Below are 21,831 nucleotides of genomic sequence, written 5' to 3'. Positions count from 1 at the left end.
ACCTATAACCAATTATTGCAAAAAATGATGAAAATATCAGTTGTCTTTATATTTATCGCGCTTTTTTTACCTGTTACCTTGTTGGCGCAGCAAAAGGTTGTAACCGGAATTGTAAAAGATGTAACCGGTATCCTTCCAGGGGTGACCGTCAGAGAAAAAGGAGTACCCAATAATGGCGTAGCTGTTGATGGCAGCGGAAAGTTTCGTATCACGCTGCGAGGGACTTCAAACGTACTTATATTCCAGTTTGTTGGATATGATACCCGGGAAATTAAAGTTTCCGGAAACGATCCGATTGAGGTTATTTTACAACCGTCTACCCAAGGGTTGGAAGAGGTAGTTGTTGTTGGCTTAGGCACCCGTAAGCGGGTTACCAATACCGGCTCCGTTAGTTCAATATCCGGCGGTACCATTCGTAACATACCTACTTCAAGCGTGCAAAACACGCTTGCCGGCAGATTGCCGGGCTTTTTCTCGCAACAACGGTCTGGTCAGCCCGGGCAAGATGCATCAGACTTTTTTATACGCGGCGTGAGCTCACTGAATGCCGAAGGCAACAGGCCTTTGATTATAGTAGATGATATCGAATATACCTATGCGCAACTATCGCAGATAAATGTTAACGAGATTGAAAACATATCCATACTGAAAGATGCTTCTACCACAGCTATTTATGGGGTTAAAGGGGCAAACGGCGTATTAATCGTCACAACACGCAGGGGTGCAATGGGGCCGCCGAAGGTGAACCTTCGTATTGAAACCGGCTTGCAGTCACCATCCCGCACTCCAAAATTTCTGGATGCCTACCAAACTGCACTGCTGAATAATGAAGCAGTAAGTAACGACGGGGCAGGAGCTACCTTACCATCCTTTACCAGGGAAGACCTGGAGCATTTCAGGACAGGCGATGATCCTTACGGGCATCCTGACGTGAACTGGTACAAATCAATATTTAAACCGTACTCATTACAGGCTAACACCAATCTTGATATATCCGGTGGGACAAGCGGCGTTAAATATTTTATATCAGGGGGGGCTTTGACACAGAATGGAGCCCTGCGCGACTTTTCTGATGAGTTGAGCGGTGTTAACAGCAATTATTTTTTTCGTCGATATAATTTCCGCACAAACCTTGATGTACAAGCCACCAAGACGCTGGCATTAAGGCTTGATGTAACCGGACGTTTTGGGGAAACAAATCGCCCTTACGCCTCTAACGTAACTGGTGAGATATATGACTTTAGGCTAAGCAATCCGTATTCGGCCCCATTTTTAAATTCTGATGGAAGTTATGCATTTACAAGAGGCACAACTACCCAGCAACCTACGCTTAACGCGCGATTGGCCGCACGTGGTTACGAGCGTTTACGCACAACAGATTTTAACGTGCTTTTTGGGGCTACACAGCGGCTTGATTTTATAACACAAGGACTAACCTTTAAAGGCCGAATAGCGTACGCCAGTACTTCACAAATAGTTAGGTCAGTTTACCGCACAGGCGGTCCTCCTTCATATTATTACAATTCTGAAACCGGAACGTATCAGCTTGACCCATCCGGAAAGCATGCCCTGGCGCCATTGATTGTAGGCGGAGATAATCCTATTTATAATACTAAGGTGAATTTTCAGGCATACCTGGATTACGACCGGCTTTTTGGCAAACATCATTTTTCCTCGCTTTTGTTGCTTAATCAAACCCACGAAACTTTCAGGCAACCTACATTGTTTTTTTCGGGCATACTGGCCCCGCCAATCAAGTTCAGGGGTTACTCATTCAGAGGGGGGTATGATTATGCATCAAAGTATCTTATTGATGTAAATATCGGCTATAACGGTTCTGACAGGTTCCAGGAGCCTTATGGTTTCTTTCCTGCATTATCAGCAGGCTGGAACGTTGCGCAGGAGAAGTTTTTTAAAAAGGCGTTCCCGTTTATCGAAATATTTAAGCTGCGAGGCTCGATTGGTACTGTTGGATCAGATGTAACTTCGGGTAATCGTTACCTATATAAATCTCTTTACTATAATGGCCCAAATTACTACTTTGATCACAGTGTTGCATCACCAAGTATTTATGAAGGGGATGTTGTATCAGGAAATGGTAACGTTACATGGGAAAAAGAGCTTAAGCGTGATATTGGTTTGGACATTAATATGTTTAACGATCGGGTGTCTATAACTGTAGACTATTTTAATAACAGAAGGTATGACCAGTTAATTGTGCGCCAGTCACTTTCAGGAATTATAGGTGTAGGTACCACACCCATAAACCTTGGAGTGGTAACTAACCGTGGGTGGGACGGGCAAATTTCATATAGGCCCAATATTGGTGCGGTACAGTTAAACATCAGCGGTGTATTTTCTTACGCAAAAAACAAAAGAGAATTTTTGGATGAACCAAGCCCGTTATATCCAAATTTAAGACAAACAGGTACTCCAATAGGGCAGCCTTTCGGTTATACCTGGATAGGCTATTATCAAAATGAGGAAGACATAGCTAAAAGCGCAAAACCGTTTGATAACATACAGCCCGGTGATTTAAAATATAAAGATATTGCAGGCCGTGTTGATGAAAACGGTAATCCGATGTTTGACGAAAACGGAAACCCGATGCCCGACGGTAAAATCGACGCGAGAGACATAGGGCCGATTGGCAGGCCTAACCTGCCTACAACCACTTATGGCCTTACTTTAGGAGCAAATTATAAAGGATTTAGTATCAGCTTGCTTTTCCAGGGTTCACAGGGCTATAGTTTTGCTATACAAAATACCGGTATCGATCCGTTTGTAAGCCAAATGCAACCTATACATTTGGAACGCTGGACGCCTGAAAATGCCCAAAGGGCAAGGTTTCCACGTTTGACAACGATATCAGGCGGGGTTAACAGCGGGACCATTTTCCCTTCAGATTTTTACTTGATTGATGCGAAATTTCTGCGATTGAAAACTGTGGAGTTGGGATATCAGGTGCCCAATAAATTATTGCCCTTTAAAATCAATAACGCAAGGTTATATTTAAGTGCCTATAATTTGTTAACCTGGACTAATTACGATTTATACCAACAAGATCCTGAAGTTGCCAGCAATACCGCTGGCGATGCGTATCTGAACCAACGCGTGGTAAACTTAGGCGTTCAGGTTGGATTTTGATGTATTACTTATTGACGAGCTTAGTAGTTAGCGTAACTTATTTTTTGTTAAATATGATTAGATTGATTTAAATATGATTATTTAACTAATATTGTTAAATTTATAATATAACAGATACTTACGCTAAAATGAATCAAAAGCAAAGAATTAAACAGATAAATGAATATTTGCTTCATCACAATGAATTAACAGTTGGCGAGGCTTGTGATCTATTCAAGGCGTCGCCGGCCACAATACGCAGGGATTTTAATTTACTGATAGTAAAAAGCGAGGTAAAGAAAACCTGGGGAGGAATTGCTTTAACATCAGCCGCTAATCAAAGCTCTATGTCGCCGGTATCATACAGGCAAACTCTATTTGCCGAAGAGAAGAGCAAGATAGCAGAAGAGGCCGCATCGTATGTTAAGGACGGTGATATTGTTATAATTGATGGGGGTACTACCACTTTTTTCCTGGGAAAATTTCTCTCCCAGAAAAAAATTCGGGTGATTACCAACTCAATACTGATTGCCTCGCAAATGGATAAAGGACGATATAAAAATTCTGAAGCTGAAGTATTTGTTACAGGCGGAATGATGTATCCAAGTTCGGGTCTGCTGGTTGGTCCACAGTCAATCGCCAATATAAAACAATACAATGCTAACTGGGCATTTTTATCGGTCGAGGGTATTTCAGGCGACCAAGCTACAAATTCAAATCAACTGGTTGTTGAAACAGAGCAGGCCATAATAGAACAATGTGAGAAAGTAGTGATGCTTGCCGATCATAGCAAATTTGGTAAGGTGAGCATGAGCAGGATATGCGCGATTGAAGAAATTGATATTTTAATCACTAACCATCATCCTGATAATGCGCAGCTTATTGCCGAGATAGGTGAAAAAGGAGTGGATGTAGTTGAAGTGAGGTAAGAGTTTTATAAAAAACCGGATTAAATTAATCCGGTTTTTGCAGTGATGAAGGTTTAAAAAAAATCTTTCAAGGCCCTTAACGATGTTCTTAAGGTGTTTTCCAAAAGGATATCTGTGTAGTCTCTTCCGGTTTTGGGCCCGTTAATTTCCAGGTAACCAACTACTTCATCCACCGGAAATCTGGCCGTATTTTCCAATATTAATTTTTTCAGTTCCGGAAGATTAATTACGCCCTTTAGTTGCTCCTCAGGCGAAAAACCAAAGGTGCTGTTATACATATTATCAGTGTTTTTAAAGTGAAATTCAGCCATATAAGCTACTGCATGTTCAAACAATTGGGTATTGGTGTAAACTATTTCGCTATTGGCATTGGCGTATCCGTGGCTTATATCTCCACACAGGTAAACCGGCACAGTTCCGGGTGTACTTTCGTGGTAATCCATAAGTGTCGATATCATGTGGTCCATTTCAGCCGGCAGTGTAGGAGGCTCGGCCAGGCATGACATCGGCTCTATGGTGAGGCCTTTTAAACCTTTATCATAAGCAAAGCTCATTAACTCTTTCATATGTGTTAAGTAACACGTTATGCCCTCGCTCTTTAAATGCATCTGGTCGCGGTACACGGCGCCTGGATTTGAGCCGCAATAGTCAACACCTAAAATTGAAGCTACTTCTATATAACGTTCAAAATTTTTACGGGCGGCGCGTTCCATATACTTATTTCCGTAAAAAAAGCCCCCCAATTCGCGAAATGAGGTAAACGCGCTCTTAATGTGTAGGCCCCTGGCAACGGCGCTCTCTTTTAAATGATGGAAATAATCATCCTCTAAAGTGTATATTTCTGAAAATGTGCCTAGTTGAACGAATTTGATTCCCTCTTCTTTTAAAAGGTCAAAAAGCCATTCAAAGCTGAACCTGTTATTAATTGGGTCTGTTTTTATACCTAATTTTATCATTTTAGTCGTTTGCGATTTTGAAAATCACTTTATTGTGAAACTTATTTTTATTTATAATACTGTTAAATATAGACTGTCCCTCGTCAAGGGACGGAAGGTCTGATATCAGCGGGCCTACCTCCAGCTCTCTATCCATATATTTTAACACGGTTGTCCAGTCATCGGTGCCAACAGGCACTATTTTAGAGTTCCAGGTACCATAGATGGTCAGCTCTTTTCGTAAAATATTTGAAAAGTCTTTTTCGCCTATAGAAAACGTGCCATGTATATTACCCATAAAAACAACTTCGCCAAACCTGGCAGTTGCTTGTATGGCCTGCAAAAAAGTGGCAGGCATGCCTACCGCTTCTACTACGCGGTCGGCACCTCTTCCATCAGTAAGTTCTTCGGTTAACTTTACCGCATCTTTGCGTTTGCTGTTAATCGCTTCAAAGCCCATATCGGCTGCTATTTCTAATTTTTTGTCGTCAATGTCGGCAATAATCACTTTTTTGCAGCCGTGTATCCTTAGCCATTGCGCCGTCATGTTGCCTATAGGGCCAGCTCCAAAAACCAATCCCGTATCGCCGGCCTTGATGTTGAGTTTACGTACACCATGCAAGGCTACTGCAGCTGGCTCAACCATAGCAGCGTGCAAAATATTTACGTGCTCTGGTATTTTAAAAAGATTACGTTCAGGTATAAATAAATATTCTGAAAAACCGCCATCACAACGCGAGCCAAAGTAGTTATAGTTTAAACACTGTGCATAATCGCCGGTTTGGCAGGGTGCGCAGGTGTTACAAGGCATTAATGGGAATATAGCCACTTTATCACCTTTGGTAAAATTACTTGGATGTTTGTCTTCCGCTACCACGCCGCTAAATTCATGTCCCATCACCAGGGGATAGTGGTATGCCCCTGCCTGGAACCCTCTTGGAATATCTGAACCGCATACCCCACAGGCTGCAACTTTTATTAAAATATCGTTTGGACGGATGCGCTGTGGCATTTCACGGTCATGAACAGTTAGGATTTTATCACTTTCAAGTACTAATGCTTTCATGTAATTATAAATTTCTCACAAAATAAATCAAAAATATTTGAATAGATGCAAAAATTGTTACTTTTGATGCTGTATTAATCAAATTATAATCAAATTTAAATCAAACTACATGAAATCTGCTGTTCTCGAAGAATTAAACTTGATCACTGTGCAAGATCGTCCTGACCCGGTATGCGGAGATGGAGAGGCTATAATTGAACCCCAGTCAGTGTCGGTTTGTGGTTCTGATGTAAGGATATTTCGTTATGGAAATCTACGGGTAACTACACCAACAGTAATTGGCCATGAAGTAGCCGGAGTGGTTACGCAGGTTGGTAAAGATGTAAGCAACCTGCAAGTAGGCGACAGAATAGTAATTGGCGCCGACGTACCGGATATGGAAAGCGGTAGAGAGTATACTTTAAAAGGGATGGGCAACCTTTGTCCTGAGAATTATGCCATAGGGTACCAGCTTGACGGGGCTTTTCAGCAAAAAATGAAGCTGGATGATTTTACCGTAAAATATGGTCCTATCGTTAAGATTCCGGACACGCTTAGCTACGACGAAGCCTGTATAGCAGAGCCGCTGGCATGCGCCATACACGGGCTTGAACTTGCACAAATGAGCCTGGGAAAAAGCATTTGCGTTATTGGATTAGGTCCTATTGGCTGCATGATACTGGAACTATCGAAATACTTTGGTGCAAGCAAGGTTTTTGCAGCACAGCGGTCACGTAAGCGCCTTGACATGGCGCGTGAATTTTTGCCTGATGCACGGTTTATTGCTACTGAGGAAGAAGATCTGGTTGAAACAGTGTTAAAGGAAACAGACGGCGAGGGAGTTGATTTGGTAATTACAACAGCAGGCACAACCCAGGCGCAGGAAGACGCTATTAAAATTGTAAAAAAACGAGGCTACGTAAATTTATTTGCCGGCCTTAAAAACCAACCGCCGCTTGTGATTGACTCAAACCGGATACATTATAAAGAATGTTTTATCATGGGCAGCCATGGCTCAACATTGCCCGATGTGGAGAAAGCGGTACAACTATTAGCTGCCGGCAAAATTTCGGCAAAAAAATACATATCAAAAACCTTCCCGCTTAGCGAAATACAGGACGCTTTTATGTATCACGAGTCAAGAGCAGGGATGAAGGTAATTGTAAAACCCCAGCAAGGTGAGTAAGATAAAAATAGCGCCATCAATGATGTGCGTAAACTTTTTAGATGTTAAGTCAGAATTAGATGTGTTCAAGCAATTTGATATTGACTTGCTGCATGTAGATATAATGGACGGCCGGTACGTGCCGAACTTCACATTAGGTATTGACTTTGCAAAATCATTGGTTAGTTATTCAGATATTCCGCTTGATTTTCACTTAATGGTTGAAGATGTAGATAACTACCTTGATATTTTTTGTTCAATCCCGGGCTCAATAGTTACCTTCCATCCCGAAACCAGCAGGCACCCGGTACGCACCATACAGCGCATACGGCAGGCGGGTTGTAAACCAGGACTGGCCATTGACCCGGCATTGCCTATTGATTCATTAAAACATTTACTGCCACTTGTTGACCAGGTGTGCGTTATGAGTGTTAACCCGGGGTATGCAGGACAGCCCTTGCTGGCTTTTTGCATTGATAAAATAAAAGAAGTTAGGTACTGGCTTAACAAATTTGAAAGTAACGCCGAAATAGAGATTGATGGAAACGTAAGTTGGGACAATATTCCGGGCATGATTGAAGCCGGCGCTGAGATTTTGGTGGTAGGGACATCATCCGTGCTTGGCGCAAACCAGGACCGGGTTAAAAGCATGAGCAGGCTAAAAAGTTTATTAAGTACAATTAGTGCGGAATAATTGTATTAGCTATTTACATTAAAAAACAAAGTATAAACCCAAAAACAACAATTAAATGAGTATAAATATTGGACTATTTGGCATAGGGCTGGATACTTATTGGCCGCAATTCCCCGGACTTCACGAACGTTTGCTGGGTTACCAGGAATACATTAGTGATAGAATGAAGGGATATGATGTGAATATAGTAGATGCCGGCCTGGTAGATACTGTAGAAAAAGCTAATGTGGCTGGAGAGTACTTAAAAAACAGCGATGTAGAGATAGTATTTTTATTCGTGTCTACCTACGCATTGTCGCACACCGTGTTGCCGGTAGCGCGCCGTTTAAATGTGCCTGTAATAATATTAAACCTGCAACCTGTAAAGGCTATCGATTACGAAAATTTTAACAAGCTGGGTGACCGCGGAAAGATGACCGGTGAGTGGTTGGCTTATTGCCAGGCCTGCCCAGTGCCAGAAATTGCCTGCGTGTTTAATAATGCGGGACTTAAATATGACTTTATTACAGGCTGGCTGGACGACCCTGAAGCCTGGAAAGAAATAGGCGATTGGATAGACGCCGCAAAGGTTACTTATGTGATGCGTAATAACCGTTTGGGTGTCTTGGGCCATCATTTTCATGGTATGCTTGATGTATACGCCGACCTTACCCGGCATGCAATAACATTTGGTACCCATATAGAGATTGTGGAAATGTGCGAAGTGAAAAAGTACCGGGATGCTGTAACCGCTGAAGAAATTGCAGCTAAGATAGAGGAATTTAACAGCAAGTTTGATGTGTCTGAAGAATGCGACCCGATAGAGATTGAGCGGGCTGCGCGCACTTCAATAGCATTAGATAAATTGGTAGAGAACCATAACCTCGGTTCAATGGCCTACTACTATGAAGGAGAGTCGGGCAACGATTATGAAAATATCGTTACATCGGTAATTGCGGGCAATACTTTGTTAACCGGCCGTAATGTTCCGGTAGCGGGCGAATGCGAAGTAAAAAATGTACAGGCGATGAAGATAATGGATGCTTTTGGCGCCGGTGGTTCATTTTCTGAATATTACGCAATGGATTTTAACGATGACATAGTAATGCTGGGACATGACGGCCCGGCCCATTTTGCCATTGCAGAGGGGCGCGTAAACCTGGTGCCATTGCCCGTTTATCATGGTAAGCCGGGTAAAGGGCTTTCTATCCAAATGTCGGTGCAGCACGGCCCGGTTACTCTTTTGTCAGTTGTAGAGGGCAGAGAAGGGATTTTCCTTTTGGTTGCCGAAGGTGAATCTGTTGAAGGACCCATTTTACAGATAGGGAATACCAATAGCCGCTACCGTTTCCCGATAGGTGCTAAGGAGTTTGTTAACAGATGGTCTAAAGAGGGCCCGTCACACCACTGTGCTATAGGCGTAGGGCATATCGCTTCTAAAATAGAAAAGTTAGGTACAATACTAAATATCAAAACTGTACATATCTGCTAAATATTGCCGCAAGTCATCTGTAAATAAATGTTATAAGCGTAGTTGAGCCAGATAATGAAAATAGCCACGATTGTTGAACACATACATATTAACAGGCTTGCAGCCACACCTAAATATTTACAGCTGTGCAATTCAATCATCAATTCCATTGAGTCGGGAAGTATCGAGGCGAATGATACGCTACCATCTATCAACGAACTGAGTTGCAAACTGGAAATATCGAGAAATACGGTTGAGAAGGCGTATAGATATCTAAGAAAAAAGGGGATAATAGAATCAGTGCCTAGCAAGGGGTATTTTATTTCGCCCGCCGCCTGCCCGCGACAACGAAAAATACTCCTATTGTTTAATAAGCTTAGCCCGCACAAAACCATATTGTATGATGCCTTCGTTGAAGCAATAGGAGACAATAATGCAGTTGATTTGTATGTATATAATAACGATTTTACCCTATTTAAAAAGCTGATACACGAAAAGAAAAACGATTATGCACACTATGTGATCATTCCTGATTTATCACATGGCGAGGATGATGTATACCAAACGATAAGTAATATCAAGAAAGATAAAATAATATTACTTGATAAACCCGTTCCGGGAATACATGACGAGTATAGCGGTGTTTTTCAGGATTTTGAAGCTGACATATATGGTGCGCTAGAGAAAGCGCTTGTAAGGATAAAGAAATACCATACCATAAAAATAATATGCTCTAAACGGCACTGCTTTCCTATAGATATATTACGAGGCTTTGTGAAGTTTTGCAATCAGTATCAGTATAATTATAAAATTGTACATGATATTGATAACGAGGATATCTCCGAAGGGGAGGTGTATATTATTTTAATGGAGGATGACCTGGTAACTACTATTGAAAAGATCAATAGGGTGAAACTGGTCATTGGTCGTCAGGTTGGAATTATATCATACAATGAAACTCCTCTTAAAAAACTAATTCTTAAAGGTATAACTACTATCTCGACCGATTTTTATGAAATGGGCCGTTTAGCGGCCGGCCTTGTCCTCGGAAATTCGAGAGAAAGATTGCAGGTGCCCTTTTATTTAAGGCTGAGGCCCTCATTGTAACCGTAAAACCTAATCAAATCACACTTTTAAAAACCATTAAGTTAATATTATGAAGATAGAGAATAACCGGATAGATGAACTTAACCATCTGGAACTAAAAGCACACAGAAGGAAGTTTGATTTTGTTGCCGAAGATATAGCTGCCCTGGAGGATGTAATGACTAAACTGGCAGCCTTCAACGTAGCCATACCTAGCTGGGCGTTAGGAACCGGCGGCACACGCTTTGGTCGTTTCTCGGGCACCGGCGAGCCCAGAAGCCTCGAAGAAAAAATTGAAGATGTGGGTATAATACATGCGCTTAACAAATCAAGCAATTCAATATCTCTGCATATTCCGTGGGATATTCCCGGTGATGCAGCCAACATAAAAGCCTTAGCTTCGGAACATGGATTACACTTCGATGCTGTAAATTCAAATACCTTTCAGGATCAAAAAGATCAAAACTTAAGCTATAAGTTCGGCTCCTTGCATCATGTGGACAAAGCCGTGCGAAAACAGGCCGTTGAACACAATATTGAAGTGATTAAATATGGAGATGAGCTCGGTTCCAAAGCGCTATCTGTTTGGCTTGCAGACGGCTCGAATTTTCCGGGACAATTAAACTTCAGGCACGCTTTTGAAAATACATTGGAAAGTTTAAGAGAAATATATGACGCTTTACCCGCCGACTGGAAGGTTTGGGTAGAATATAAGCCGTATGAACCAAATTTTTATTCAACAACTATTGGCGACTGGGGCCAGGCTTACTTGTTATCGACCGCGCTCGGGCCAAAGGCCCAAACGCTGGTTGACCTGGGACACCATTTACAAGGCGCTAATATTGAGCAGATAGTATCATTATTATTAATGAAGGATAACCTGGCAGGTTTTCACTTTAATGACTCGAAATATAGCGATGACGATCTTACCGTAGGCAGTATAAACCCTTACCAGTTGTTTCTTATTTTTAATGAATTGGTTGAGGGCATGGATTCAAAGGGTATGGATCATGCCACGTCAATTGGTTGGATGATAGATGCATCGCATAATATAAAAGACCCGATAGAGGATCTGATACAATCGGTGCAGGCTATAAAGATTGCTTATTCACAAGCGCTGCTGGTTGACAAGCAAGCTTTATTGACAGCGCAGCTAAATAATGACGTTGTACACGCACAGGAAATTTTGCAACATGCTTATCGCACTGATGTACGCCCGCTGATTGCTGAAGCTAGCTTTAGAATAGGCGGGGCGTTAGATCCATTAAAAGCATACAGGAGTTTAGGAGTGCGTGAAAATCTGATTAGGGAACGTGGATCGAGATCAGTTGCCCGGGGATTATAATACAATTACAAATGAGCGGAATACCTGTAATTGCGGTTTTTGATGTTGGAAAAACAAATAAAAAACTGTTTTTATTTGATGAGGATTACAAGATTGTTTACGAAAAGTCGGCACGTTTTATTGAAACTGTAGATGAGGACGGCTTTCCCTGCGAAAACATTGAGAGCTTAAGACTATCTGTGTTCGACTCGTTAAGCGAGGTATTCCGGCTAAAACAATTTGATGTTAAGGCGGTTAACTTTTCTTCTTACGGAGCTAGCCTGGTATATATAGACGACGAAGGTAACCCTTTGTGTCCTATGTATAATTATCTGAAACCGTACCCGGACCATATAAGTGATGATTTCTATAGTAAATATGGCGGTAAACAGCAATTTAGTATAACAACGGCATCGCCCCCCTCTGGTAGTCTTAATTCAGGATTACAGCTTTACCGATTAAAGCACACACAACCCGGTATTTATAAAAAGGTAGAATACGCTTTGCATCTGCCGCAGTATCTGAGCTTTTTGTTATCGGGCAAAGCTTGCTCAGATATTACAAGCATCGGCTGCCATACAGGTTTGTGGGATTTTGAGAAACGAAGCTATCACAACTGGGTAGCGCAGGAAGGAATTTCGGATATCCTTGCACCAATTGAACCTACCGATAGTGTTTTTGATCCCTTGTTTCCGGGCAATGCTTTAAAAATTGGAGTAGGTTTACATGATAGCTCTGCCGCATTGGTTCCTTACCTGGTAAACTTTAACGAACCATTTGTATTGATATCTACCGGTACGTGGTGTATCAGCTTAAATCCGTTTAATCATCAACCATTAAGTAATGGCGAGCTTATGGACGACTGCTTGTGTTATTTGCAATATGAGGGCAAACCTGTAAAGGCGGCCCGGGTTTTTTCAGGAAACGAGCATGAGCAACAAGTTAAAAGAATCTCTGAGCATTTTGGAACTGATGCAATCAAATATCGTGATGTGGTTTTCGATGCAGCTATCATAAACAAGCTTAATCCAAGTAATAATCAACCCACTCCCCAGGGTAAGGTATCCGCATTTGGAATGAGGGATTTGAACGCTTTTGAAAACGATATCGAAGCTTACCATCAGCTGGTAACGGATTTGGTTAACCTGCAGGTGAAATCAACGGGAATGATTTTGACCGGCACCAATGCCAAACGAATATTTGTTGACGGAGGCTTTAGTAAAAACAAGGTATTTATGAATTTGTTAGCGATAGCACTGCCTGAAATGGAAGTATTCGCCGCGTCGATGGCTCAGTCAACCGCCTTAGGCGCAGCTATATCCCTCCACAAAGCGTGGAATAGTAAACCACTGCCCTCAAACCTTATAGAGCTAAATTATTTTGTAGGCAATACTCACGTGCCTTCAAACTAAAACTAACAGTGGCATAATATAAAAAAGAGAGGGGGATATCTTCTATCCCCTTATTTTTTTTAATTAATAACGGCTGGCTGCAATGGTGAATTGGCTTGTTACCATTGGTATACCTATATAGAATGTTCGCGTACCGTTACTTTATCCGTTTACTTGATTTTACAAAAACAACGTTTTTAAGCCTTTAACGAATTACCGTAACCAACTATTAATATAGATAATATAATAGTAGCTATGCCAGTAATAACCATAATTAACGCCTTTTTACTCACGCCTTTCCACTCTTTTAACCAAAGACCCCACATATTTGCAACCAGGATAATGAAAGCCATATGCAAAATCCATGAGCTAGGGCCGTTACCCAGTCTGCTTTCGCCCATACCATAAAAAAAGAACTGCAAAAACCAGGTGGTGCCCGCCAGCGCCGAAAACATGTAATTATATTTCAGCGGTGTTTTGCGGTTTGTGTAGTCGCCAAATGTTTTATTGCGTACATTCAAGTACATGCACCAAATAAAATTAGTTGTGAGTCCGCCCCACAGTATCACTATGTAGGTTACATTGTTTTGAAATAAAAATTCGCCTTCGTTTGGGATAATTGCCTTCCACGCTGTATTTGCTTCGTCTGCCATTGTTTTTCCAGCATCTATTCCAAAAGCAAAACAAGCACTTAACATGCCCGAAATTATAGCTACAGTTAGCCCAAGGCCAAATTTATACTCGTTATTATTAACGGCTACTGTTTTGTCTTTGGATAGCTCACGCTCTTTTATAACCCCGGCATAGCCGCAAATTATTATTCCCAATACACAAACAAATATTCCCAGCAAAACCATTTGCCCCCAATAATTGGTCAGCAATGCTGTAATAGTGTCTTTGCCCTCTACGGGATAAAAATCGTAATAGATGGACGGTATAATAGCGCCAAAAATCGAACATAGGCCAAGGATAATTGAGCTTCCTAATGCTACCCCTAAATATCTTACACCTAAACCATAAGTAAGCCCCCCCACACCCCAAAGCGCTCCAAATAAATAAGTAAGCAGTAAAGTCGAGCTATCGGTTAACTGTATTATATCAAAAAAATGCGGCACAGTAAGCCATGCTGCTACCGGCGGCACAATTAGCCACGAAAATATGCCCCCTACAATCCAAAAACTTTCCCATGCCCAACCTTTTACCCGTTTGTACGGAATATAAAAACTTCCGGAAGCGAAACCGCCAATAAGATGAAAAATAACTCCAAAAATTGCTTGCATATACAGGTTTATAATTTAAGTGCCCAAGATAAGTGGCACCGCCACAATAACCGTTACCTACCGTTATGCACTTGCCGATTTAAAGTTCCCCCGGCCATTGAGATTTTCCGTGATAAAATCATTTGTATAACAGGCTTTGAAGACGAGCGGTCAAATTTACATGGAGGTAGACGCAGAGCCTCAAAATCTGAGGAAATACTAAATACCCGGGTTAATAGTAAGGAAGATATCACGAAGATTACCAATGTGCCGATAGTGGGTGAAATTAGCGATAATGATGAGATGGATAACCTGGTTGTGGCCAAAACGGGCTGAAACATTAATTGCCGAATTGAAAGAGCAATTCGATTACATCATTATTGATGCGCCCCCGGTTGGTATAGTTACCGACGCACAATTATTAAATGTTTAATCAGACATGTGTTTGTATTTGGTACGTCAGAAATATACTAATAAAGCACAATTAAATATTGTAGAGGAGTTGAACAGAGAACGAAAGATGAAAAAGATCGGTATAGTGGTTAATGATATTAAAGCATCTGACTCTTATGGCTACGGCTATGGTTATGGATACGGCTATGGTTACGGTTACGGGTCATATGGTAACACAGATGATAAAAAGACTAGTAACTGGTTCTCAGCGATATTAAAGTCTAAAAGAGATTCATAAGAAATAGAATGTCTATAGGTGCGTTGATAGCTAACCGGAGCTAGTTGTTACAACATCAGTAATTGCGTACTTCTCAATTAAGGCGTCAAGCCTAGTTAATACCAAGCATGCTGTACAATGAATTTAGGTACTCAATTGATTATCACAAGGCTTGCTCTCATCGTATATTATTCCGGCGAAGAACCTGTTTTGTCAGTCTTCCTGAGCGTTTTAACAAACTCTGACGGCGACATACCAAATTGTTTACTAAAGTTACGTGTAAACACTGTGCGTGAATTAAAGCCTACCAGGTCGGCTATTTCGTACAGGCGATTATTACTTTGTTGAATTAATTCGGCTGCCTTTTTTAAACGGATTATGTTTATCATTTCAGCGGGCGACAGATCACAAACGGCCTTTATTTTTCTGAAGAGGTTGGCACGGCTCATATTCATGATACTCGCCAGCATGGTTACATCTAAATTAGTGTCAGCAATATGTTCAAGTATCGCGTTTTTTAAGTCGTCTAAAAATATTTCATCAGCTTTTGAATGTGCCATGGTAGCTACGCTGGCTAATGGTGTTTTGGCAAAAAATTCTTGCTGACGTAAACGATTGAATAATAAGCTGGCTATTTGCGCTTTTAAATGGTATGTAGAAAAAGGTTTTTCAATATACGCGTCGGCGCCGGTTTCCAGGCCCTCTATTTTTGACTGTAGGGTGCTTTTAGCTGTAAGCAAAATAAGCGGAATATGGCTTAACTCAATATTGGTTTTTAAGTTTTTGCATAGTGTAATCCCATCCATAACGGGCATCATCACATCACTCACTATTAATTGAACAGTATGACTTTGAAGTATGTTTAACGCCTCTTCACCGTTAGATGCATTTAAAACTGCATAATCGGAGGCCAGATCATTGCTTATAAACTTAATCAGATCCTTATTGTCTTCTACCACTAAAATTGTTACTCTGGCTTGATCACTCTCGTCCAGCTCTCCAATTGTGTTTTGCTCAATTGCGCTTTCTTCAATCTCAAATTCGTTTTCCTGATGCACAGGTAACGTAAGAATGAATACATTTTTGGTGCCCCCGGGCTGTAAAAACAACTTGCCGTTATGCAATTCCGTTAATGATCGGGCTAATGCAAGCCCAATGCCGTTGCCCGCCTTTTTGTCGGTATCCGGAATACGATAAAAAGGTTCAAATATTTTATCCTGGTACTTAGCAGGTATTATAAATCCATCATTTTCTACAGCAATGGAAATTTCGTTTTCAGTGTTTTGTGTAAGTAATACGCCTACAGTGGTAGAAGCGTATTTAACCGCATTATTTAAGATATTGCTTAATATTTTATCTATAGCTTCGCCATCCGCGTAAACCATAAGGGGCTGCTGTTGAATGTTTATGGTATACTTAAGCTTATTTTGTTCGGCACTAAGCGTAAATCTCGAATATATTTCAAGCAAGATATTTGAGATATCAATTTTAACAAAATTTAAGCGGAAGCCTTCGATTTCAGATTTTCTAAAGTCTAACAATTGATTGGTTAACTTAAGCAGTCTGCTTGTATTTTTATCCATTAACCGGGCATTGTACTTAATCTCGTCTAAATCGTTGGTATTCTGAATGTTCTCTAATGGTGCCGTGATTAAAGTTAATGGCGTGCGTATTTCATGGGCTATGTTGGTAAAAAAATCAATTTTTGATTCGTATATTTTTTTGTCTTTTTCAATCTCGAGCAGTTCAAATCTTCGTTTGTTATCCGCTTCAATTTTTTTCAAATAGTTTTTAATAAAGTAGTATACTATGGCTGCGGCCGTACATAGGTAGAACATTAACGCCCAGTTACTCTTCCAAAATGGGGGCGAAATGGTGATTTTCAGGGTTCTTTCTACCTGTTGCAGTTTGTGGTTTTGCGTGGCCGCCCTTACTTTAAAAGTATAATTACCCGGTGCAAGATTAGTAAAATACACCCGGCGATTAGTTTCCAAATTGGTCCATTTGGTATCTACGCCCACTAACTTATACTTGTACGCCGTCATATGGGCAAAAGGGTAGGAGAGGGATGCAAAGTCGATGCTCAAGCTGGATTGATTGTAATTTAGTTTGATTGCACTGGTAAAAATTGTCGACTTTTTAAGTGGCGCATCGTCGCCAATCTTAACATCGCGGTTATTTATTTGAATACCTGTTATGTACAATGGCGGAGACTTATGGTTATAGATTTGTTTTCGCGGTGTAAAGCCCACAAGCCCCTGCGTGCCACCAAAATATAATTTGCCGGTGCTGTCCTTATAACCGGAGTTGTAGTTGAACTGGTCGCTCACTAACCCATTTGATTTGGTATACACCAATGTTTTTTTGGTAACAGGGTCAAATTGTATGATGCCTTTTGACGTTGATATCCAAAGGGTTTTAAAGTTATCCTCAAGAATTTTAAAAGTGTTATTATTGGGGAATCCCTGGTTTACGGTATGCTTTTCAAATACTGCTGTTTGTGGATCGTATTTACCTATTCCACCGCTTTCACTGGAAAACCAAATTTTATTACGGCTATCTTCGCAAATACTGGTAATGGTGTTGTTATTACGTCCGCCGTTAGAAAAATCAATGGGCACAGTTTTGCCCTTATTTCTATAAGTATCTAAATAGTAAGCTCCTGAAAAGTGTGCACCTACCCATAGGTTGCCTTCATGGTCTTCCAGAATGCACGATGCGTATAAATCGGGCAGCGCCTTCACCATACTAAATTGTTTAATGGCAAAATCATAAAGGTACAAACCACCCGACGTGCCTGCGTATATATTTCCGTTTCGCGTTCTATATAAACAGGTTATTAAATTACTATTTAGGTCATACTTACCGGTGCCGCGTTTGTAACTACGGAGTACCCGCCCTGTAGTTTTATCGATTACATCAAGTCCTTTTTCAATCTTCCCTATCCATAACTCGTTATCAACCTCTAATACAGCTGATATGCCTTTAAATGGTACAGGATAGCGATTAAAAACACGACTCCTGGTATTCAAAACATATAAGCCTTCGTCCTCTGTCCCTATCAGTAGGTTACCACTCTTGTTTATAGCTATTTGTCCTACTACATTACCGTTAGGTATACCTTTATCAGCATAGGTATACCGTTCAAATATCGTGTTGGTTTTATTGTAATAGTTAATGCCGCCAAAGTTGGTTCCAACCCATACACCGCCATGGCTATCGGTACAAAGCGTGTTAACAACATTGTCCGATAGGGAAAATATGTCTGCATTATCCTTTGTTATATTGTCTACATTACCGGTTTTTATATCATATATTAAAATTCCTGAATTGGTGGCAAACCAGTGCTCATATTTACTAATTTGTAAAATATCGTTTGTATAAAAGTTTAGTTGCCTGCCCTTGCTGTCTAAAACATCACGGTAGGTAAAATTCTTTTTATCGAAAATTTTAACACCCTGGTATCGGGTACCCATTAAAATTCGCCCGTTTCCATCGTCGCGGATTTTAGTTATTTGTTTATTTGCTACATATGGCGACTTGCTAAAAACATCGTAAGATAAAATACGGCCAGAACTGTCATCGTAACGGCAAAGTTTTCCTGAAGTGCTGGCAAACCAAATCTCGCCCTGTTCATTTTTAATAAGCGTAGCTGTTTGAACGGCGGTAGGCACAAATACAGTGAATTTTCTCTCAGAAGGTATGTACCTGCATAAATTACCTCCCGAAATCATCCAGATGTTACCTTTTCTGTCACTTGTTATACTGCCAATCCATTTGCTGTAGGTAGGTTCAATTAAAATAAAGTTTTCTGTTACGGGGTTGTAACTATATAAGCCATTATGGGTCCCAACCCAAATAATGCCCTTCTTGTCTTCATAAAGAGCGCTTACAACATTGTTTCCTATTGATCTGTAATCATCAGGAATATTCCGGAATACCTTAAAATTATACCCGTCAAACCTGTTCAATCCGTCAAGAGTACCAAACCACATAAATCCTTTGCTATCCTGCATGCTACACAAAACTGTGTTATAGGATAACCCATTCTCCGCCTTGTAATGCTCAAACGAGTAATCCTGGCAGTGCGCTACCTTCGTTAAAAATAAGGCTACAATAAATAAAACGAAATGCTTCAATCAACTATTTATAAGGTTTAAAATATACATACCCATGTAAACATTGTTGGGGGTATGTTTTACGCGTTGTGCCGGCAAATATAAGCCGAAGCCAACACTTTTATAGGAGCATCTACTTTTTTTATTAGATAATCCTGTAGCATTACGATGCTTCCTTTAATATTAAACGTAATAAATACACAATATAGCGTATAATAATGCATTTTGTCTCCAATTTGAGATGATTAGTTTCCCTGCCGGTAGCAAGATCTTCGTTTTTTTGAAACCTCAAACCGATTCAAAACAATTAATTAACAATAAATAATAATGGCTCGAGTAAGAATTATAGCGCTATGTTGTGTACAGCTGGTCTTAATTAAGGCGGGGATAGCTCAAACGTCAATTAAGGAAACCGCTCATGGGGTTTTTAAAATTTCGTCAGGGGCTAATGAAAAGTTCACGCCGGAAATCTTTAGAGAAGAAAAGTCGAACGTAAGCGGGCTGCAGCAATTGCCTAAAGGTACTCTGCCATTTGATGTGAGTGAAATTGAAGTAAACATTGATGATCGTGGCTGTAAGATAGCTATTCCGCTTGGCGATGGTGAACAATTGTATGGATTTGGATTGCAAATTGGCTCGTTTAATCAAAACGGAATGCGGAAGATGCCGATAGTAAATGACTATCCATTAAATAACCTGGGATACACCCACGCCCCATTACCGTATTATGTATCCAATAAAGGGTACGCTATCTTAGTTAATACATCGCGTTATACCACTTTTTACTGCGGAAATAACCAGGCTAAAGGGACGAAAAAAAAGGAAGATAATGCGCCTGCCGAAACCAAACTAACGGTTGAAGAGCTTTATCAAACCAAAGTTTCCGGGCGAAACAATGTATTAGTGGATATTAAAGGCGCCCAAGGCATTGAAATGTATGTTTTTGCGGGACCTGATATGATCACCGCCATACAACGTTATAACTTATTTGCTGGCGGCGGCGCATTACCGGCATTGTGGGGAATGGGTATAAAATATCGCGTTAAGGCCGACTTTAAACAGGCTGACGTTTTAAATACCGTTAATTATTTCAAAGAAAAGCGTATCCCCGTAAATGTTATCGGCCTGGAACCACGGTGGCAAACTGCCGCATATCCATGTTCTTTTGTTTGGGATAAAGAATTTTTCCCTAACCCCAAAGACATGATAAGCAAGCTTAAGGCTAAAGGGCTACAAATGAATTTATGGGAACATGCATTTGTATCAAACAAGTCGCCTCTATATGAGCAGCTATATAACCGTTCAGGAGATTTTATGGCATTTCACGGGTTAGTTCCTGATTTTGCAGACAAATCGACCAGGGACATTTTCGCAAAACACCATAAAGACAGCCTTTTAAATATGGGTATAACCGGCTTTAAAATGGACGAATGCGATAACTCTGACATAACCCGTGGAGATGCAAGATGGAGTTTCCCTGAAATGACAAAATTTCCGTCGGGTATAAATGGAGAGCAAATGCACCAGTTGTTTGGCGTATTATACCAAAAAGCTATTTACAACATGTTTAAAGAAGCCAACCAGCGAACATATTTAGATGTTAGGGCTTCTAATGCCTTTGCCTCACCGTATCCCGCGGCGCTTTATAGCGATACTTATGATCATAAGAGTTATATAGAGATGATAGCCAACTCTGGCTTTTCAGGCTTACTATGGTCACCCGAAGTGCGCGAATCTAATTCTTTTAAAGAGCTGGTAATGAGAAGTCAAACGGCGGTTCTGTCAGCACAGGCATTATTTAACAGTTGGTATTTACAATATCCGCCATGGTTGCAGTTTGATAGAGGTAAAAACAACAATGGCGAATTACGTAAAGACAAAGAAGCTAATGAAAACATTATCAGAAAGCTTTTTGAATTCAGGATGAGCCTTGTTCCGTATCTGTACACTGCTTTTTATCAATATCAATCAAAAGGAATTCCTCCATTCAGGGCATTAATAGTTGACTATCCTAATGATGAAAACCTTTTTAAAGTAGCCGATGAGTATATGATTGGTGAAAATTTATTAGCAGCACCATTTAGCGGAAATGCAGAAACCAGGAAAGTTTACCTTCCTGAAGGGGTATGGTATAATTTCAATACGCACGAAAAATTGACCGGGGGTAAAGAGTACTTGATAAAATTTAAATATGACGAGTTACCTCTTTTTGTAAAAGAAGGGACAATTTTGCCATTGGCAAAGCCTGTTGAGTTTGCGGATTCAAACACCAAATTTGATATAAACTGCTATGTATTTGGAGCACCGAAAAATAAATCTTATTTGTTTGAAGATGATGGCGACACGTATAATTATTTAAAAGGTAATTACAACATTGTGGAATTGATGGCCGAGAACGGAAAGATAAAGGTTAAGCGAAACGGCAAGTTCAACTTAAAACGGTTCAACATAGTTAATACAACTTACATCAAATAGTTGTACAGCGTAATTCTAAGCTGTTAACTAGCTATTATGATACTATTTGTATCTAAAATGCGACTATTAGTTTCCCTGTTATCCTTTGTTAATTTGTTCTTTTGACACTAATTATAACACCAATTATAATACTTCGGGGCAACTGCGGCATGTGCTTTAATAAA

At 40.5% G+C, this 21,831-nt stretch carries 15 protein-coding genes; 11 read left to right on the top strand and 4 right to left on the bottom strand.

Annotated features, from left to right (window positions below):
- Positions 1–24: 24 nt before the first annotated feature.
- Both DJ568_RS09220 and DJ568_RS09215 read left to right on the top strand, forming a co-directional pair.
- Positions 25–3,147 (top strand): SusC/RagA family TonB-linked outer membrane protein, encoded by a 3,123-nt coding sequence (locus DJ568_RS09220; RefSeq protein ID WP_114004973.1) that lies wholly within the window; start codon positions 25–27, stop codon positions 3,145–3,147.
- A gap of 128 nt (positions 3,148–3,275) precedes the next feature.
- The gene (locus DJ568_RS09215; RefSeq protein WP_114004972.1) at positions 3,276–4,055 is read left to right on the top strand and encodes a DeoR/GlpR family DNA-binding transcription regulator; all 780 of its coding nucleotides are present in this window, start codon (positions 3,276–3,278) and stop codon (positions 4,053–4,055) included.
- 53 nt (positions 4,056–4,108) lie between these two features.
- Here the strand turns inward: DJ568_RS09215 and DJ568_RS09210 are convergent, their stop codons facing one another.
- Together DJ568_RS09210 and DJ568_RS09205 are read right to left on the bottom strand one after the other, a co-directional pair.
- Positions 4,109–5,011, bottom strand: a complete 903-nt coding sequence (locus DJ568_RS09210; protein ID WP_114004971.1) for a TIM barrel protein — start codon at positions 5,009–5,011, stop codon at positions 4,109–4,111.
- 1 nt (position 5,012) lies between these two features.
- A complete protein-coding gene (locus DJ568_RS09205) occupies positions 5,013–6,056 on the bottom strand; it encodes a galactitol-1-phosphate 5-dehydrogenase (protein WP_114004970.1) in 1,044 nt (347 codons plus the stop codon).
- Positions 6,057–6,165: 109 nt separating this feature from the next.
- Between DJ568_RS09205 and DJ568_RS09200 the strand changes: the two genes are divergently transcribed.
- From DJ568_RS09200 to DJ568_RS09175, 6 genes are read left to right on the top strand one after another with little or no spacing between them, the layout of a single operon-like run.
- Positions 6,166–7,221: a zinc-binding dehydrogenase gene (locus DJ568_RS09200; protein WP_114004969.1), complete on the top strand. Its 1,056-nt coding sequence runs from the start codon at positions 6,166–6,168 to the stop codon at positions 7,219–7,221.
- Positions 7,214–7,894, top strand: a complete 681-nt coding sequence (locus tag DJ568_RS09195; protein ID WP_114004968.1) for a ribulose-phosphate 3-epimerase — start codon at positions 7,214–7,216, stop codon at positions 7,892–7,894. The genes DJ568_RS09200 and DJ568_RS09195 overlap by 8 nt, the downstream gene beginning before the upstream one ends.
- A 55-nt stretch (positions 7,895–7,949) precedes the next feature.
- On the top strand, positions 7,950–9,365 hold the full coding sequence (locus DJ568_RS09190; RefSeq protein ID WP_114004967.1) for an L-fucose/L-arabinose isomerase family protein: 1,416 nt from the start codon (positions 7,950–7,952) through the stop codon (positions 9,363–9,365).
- 54 nt (positions 9,366–9,419) lie between these two features.
- On the top strand, positions 9,420–10,451 hold the full coding sequence (locus tag DJ568_RS09185) for a GntR family transcriptional regulator (RefSeq protein WP_114004966.1): 1,032 nt from the start codon (positions 9,420–9,422) through the stop codon (positions 10,449–10,451).
- Between the two features lie 49 nt (positions 10,452–10,500).
- A complete protein-coding gene (locus DJ568_RS09180) occupies positions 10,501–11,775 on the top strand; it encodes a TIM barrel protein (RefSeq protein WP_114004965.1) in 1,275 nt (424 codons plus the stop codon).
- Positions 11,776–11,786: 11 nt separating this feature from the next.
- Positions 11,787–13,166: an FGGY-family carbohydrate kinase gene (locus DJ568_RS09175; RefSeq protein WP_114004964.1), complete on the top strand. Its 1,380-nt coding sequence runs from the start codon at positions 11,787–11,789 to the stop codon at positions 13,164–13,166.
- Between the two features lie 176 nt (positions 13,167–13,342).
- Here DJ568_RS09175 and rhaT read toward each other — a convergent pair whose 3' ends face one another.
- Positions 13,343–14,425: an L-rhamnose/proton symporter RhaT gene (gene rhaT / locus DJ568_RS09170; protein ID WP_114004963.1), complete on the bottom strand. Its 1,083-nt coding sequence runs from the start codon at positions 14,423–14,425 to the stop codon at positions 13,343–13,345.
- A 274-nt stretch (positions 14,426–14,699) separates the two neighbouring features.
- On the opposite strand from rhaT, the gene DJ568_RS17110 reads away from it, so the two are divergent.
- Together DJ568_RS17110 and DJ568_RS17200 are read left to right on the top strand one after the other, a co-directional pair.
- A complete protein-coding gene (locus tag DJ568_RS17110; protein WP_147238736.1) occupies positions 14,700–14,837 on the top strand; it encodes a CpsD/CapB family tyrosine-protein kinase in 138 nt (45 codons plus the stop codon).
- Positions 14,838–14,924: 87 nt separating this feature from the next.
- Positions 14,925–15,095, top strand: a complete 171-nt coding sequence (locus DJ568_RS17200; protein ID WP_158534907.1) for a hypothetical protein — start codon at positions 14,925–14,927, stop codon at positions 15,093–15,095.
- Positions 15,096–15,262: 167 nt separating this feature from the next.
- Here DJ568_RS17200 and DJ568_RS09160 read toward each other — a convergent pair whose 3' ends face one another.
- Positions 15,263–19,213 (bottom strand): hybrid sensor histidine kinase/response regulator transcription factor, encoded by a 3,951-nt coding sequence (locus tag DJ568_RS09160; RefSeq protein ID WP_147238735.1) that lies wholly within the window; start codon positions 19,211–19,213, stop codon positions 15,263–15,265.
- Positions 19,214–19,519: 306 nt separating this feature from the next.
- On the opposite strand from DJ568_RS09160, the gene DJ568_RS09155 reads away from it, so the two are divergent.
- Positions 19,520–21,667 (top strand): glycoside hydrolase family 31 protein, encoded by a 2,148-nt coding sequence (locus DJ568_RS09155; RefSeq protein ID WP_114004960.1) that lies wholly within the window; start codon positions 19,520–19,522, stop codon positions 21,665–21,667.
- The last annotated feature ends 164 nt before the right edge of the window (positions 21,668–21,831 follow it).

Source organism: Mucilaginibacter hurinus, from assembly GCF_003324525.1.
GTDB classification, from domain to species: Bacteria; Bacteroidota; Bacteroidia; order Sphingobacteriales; family Sphingobacteriaceae; genus Mucilaginibacter; species Mucilaginibacter hurinus.
This window is presented reverse-complemented; position numbering and strand designations above follow the sequence as displayed.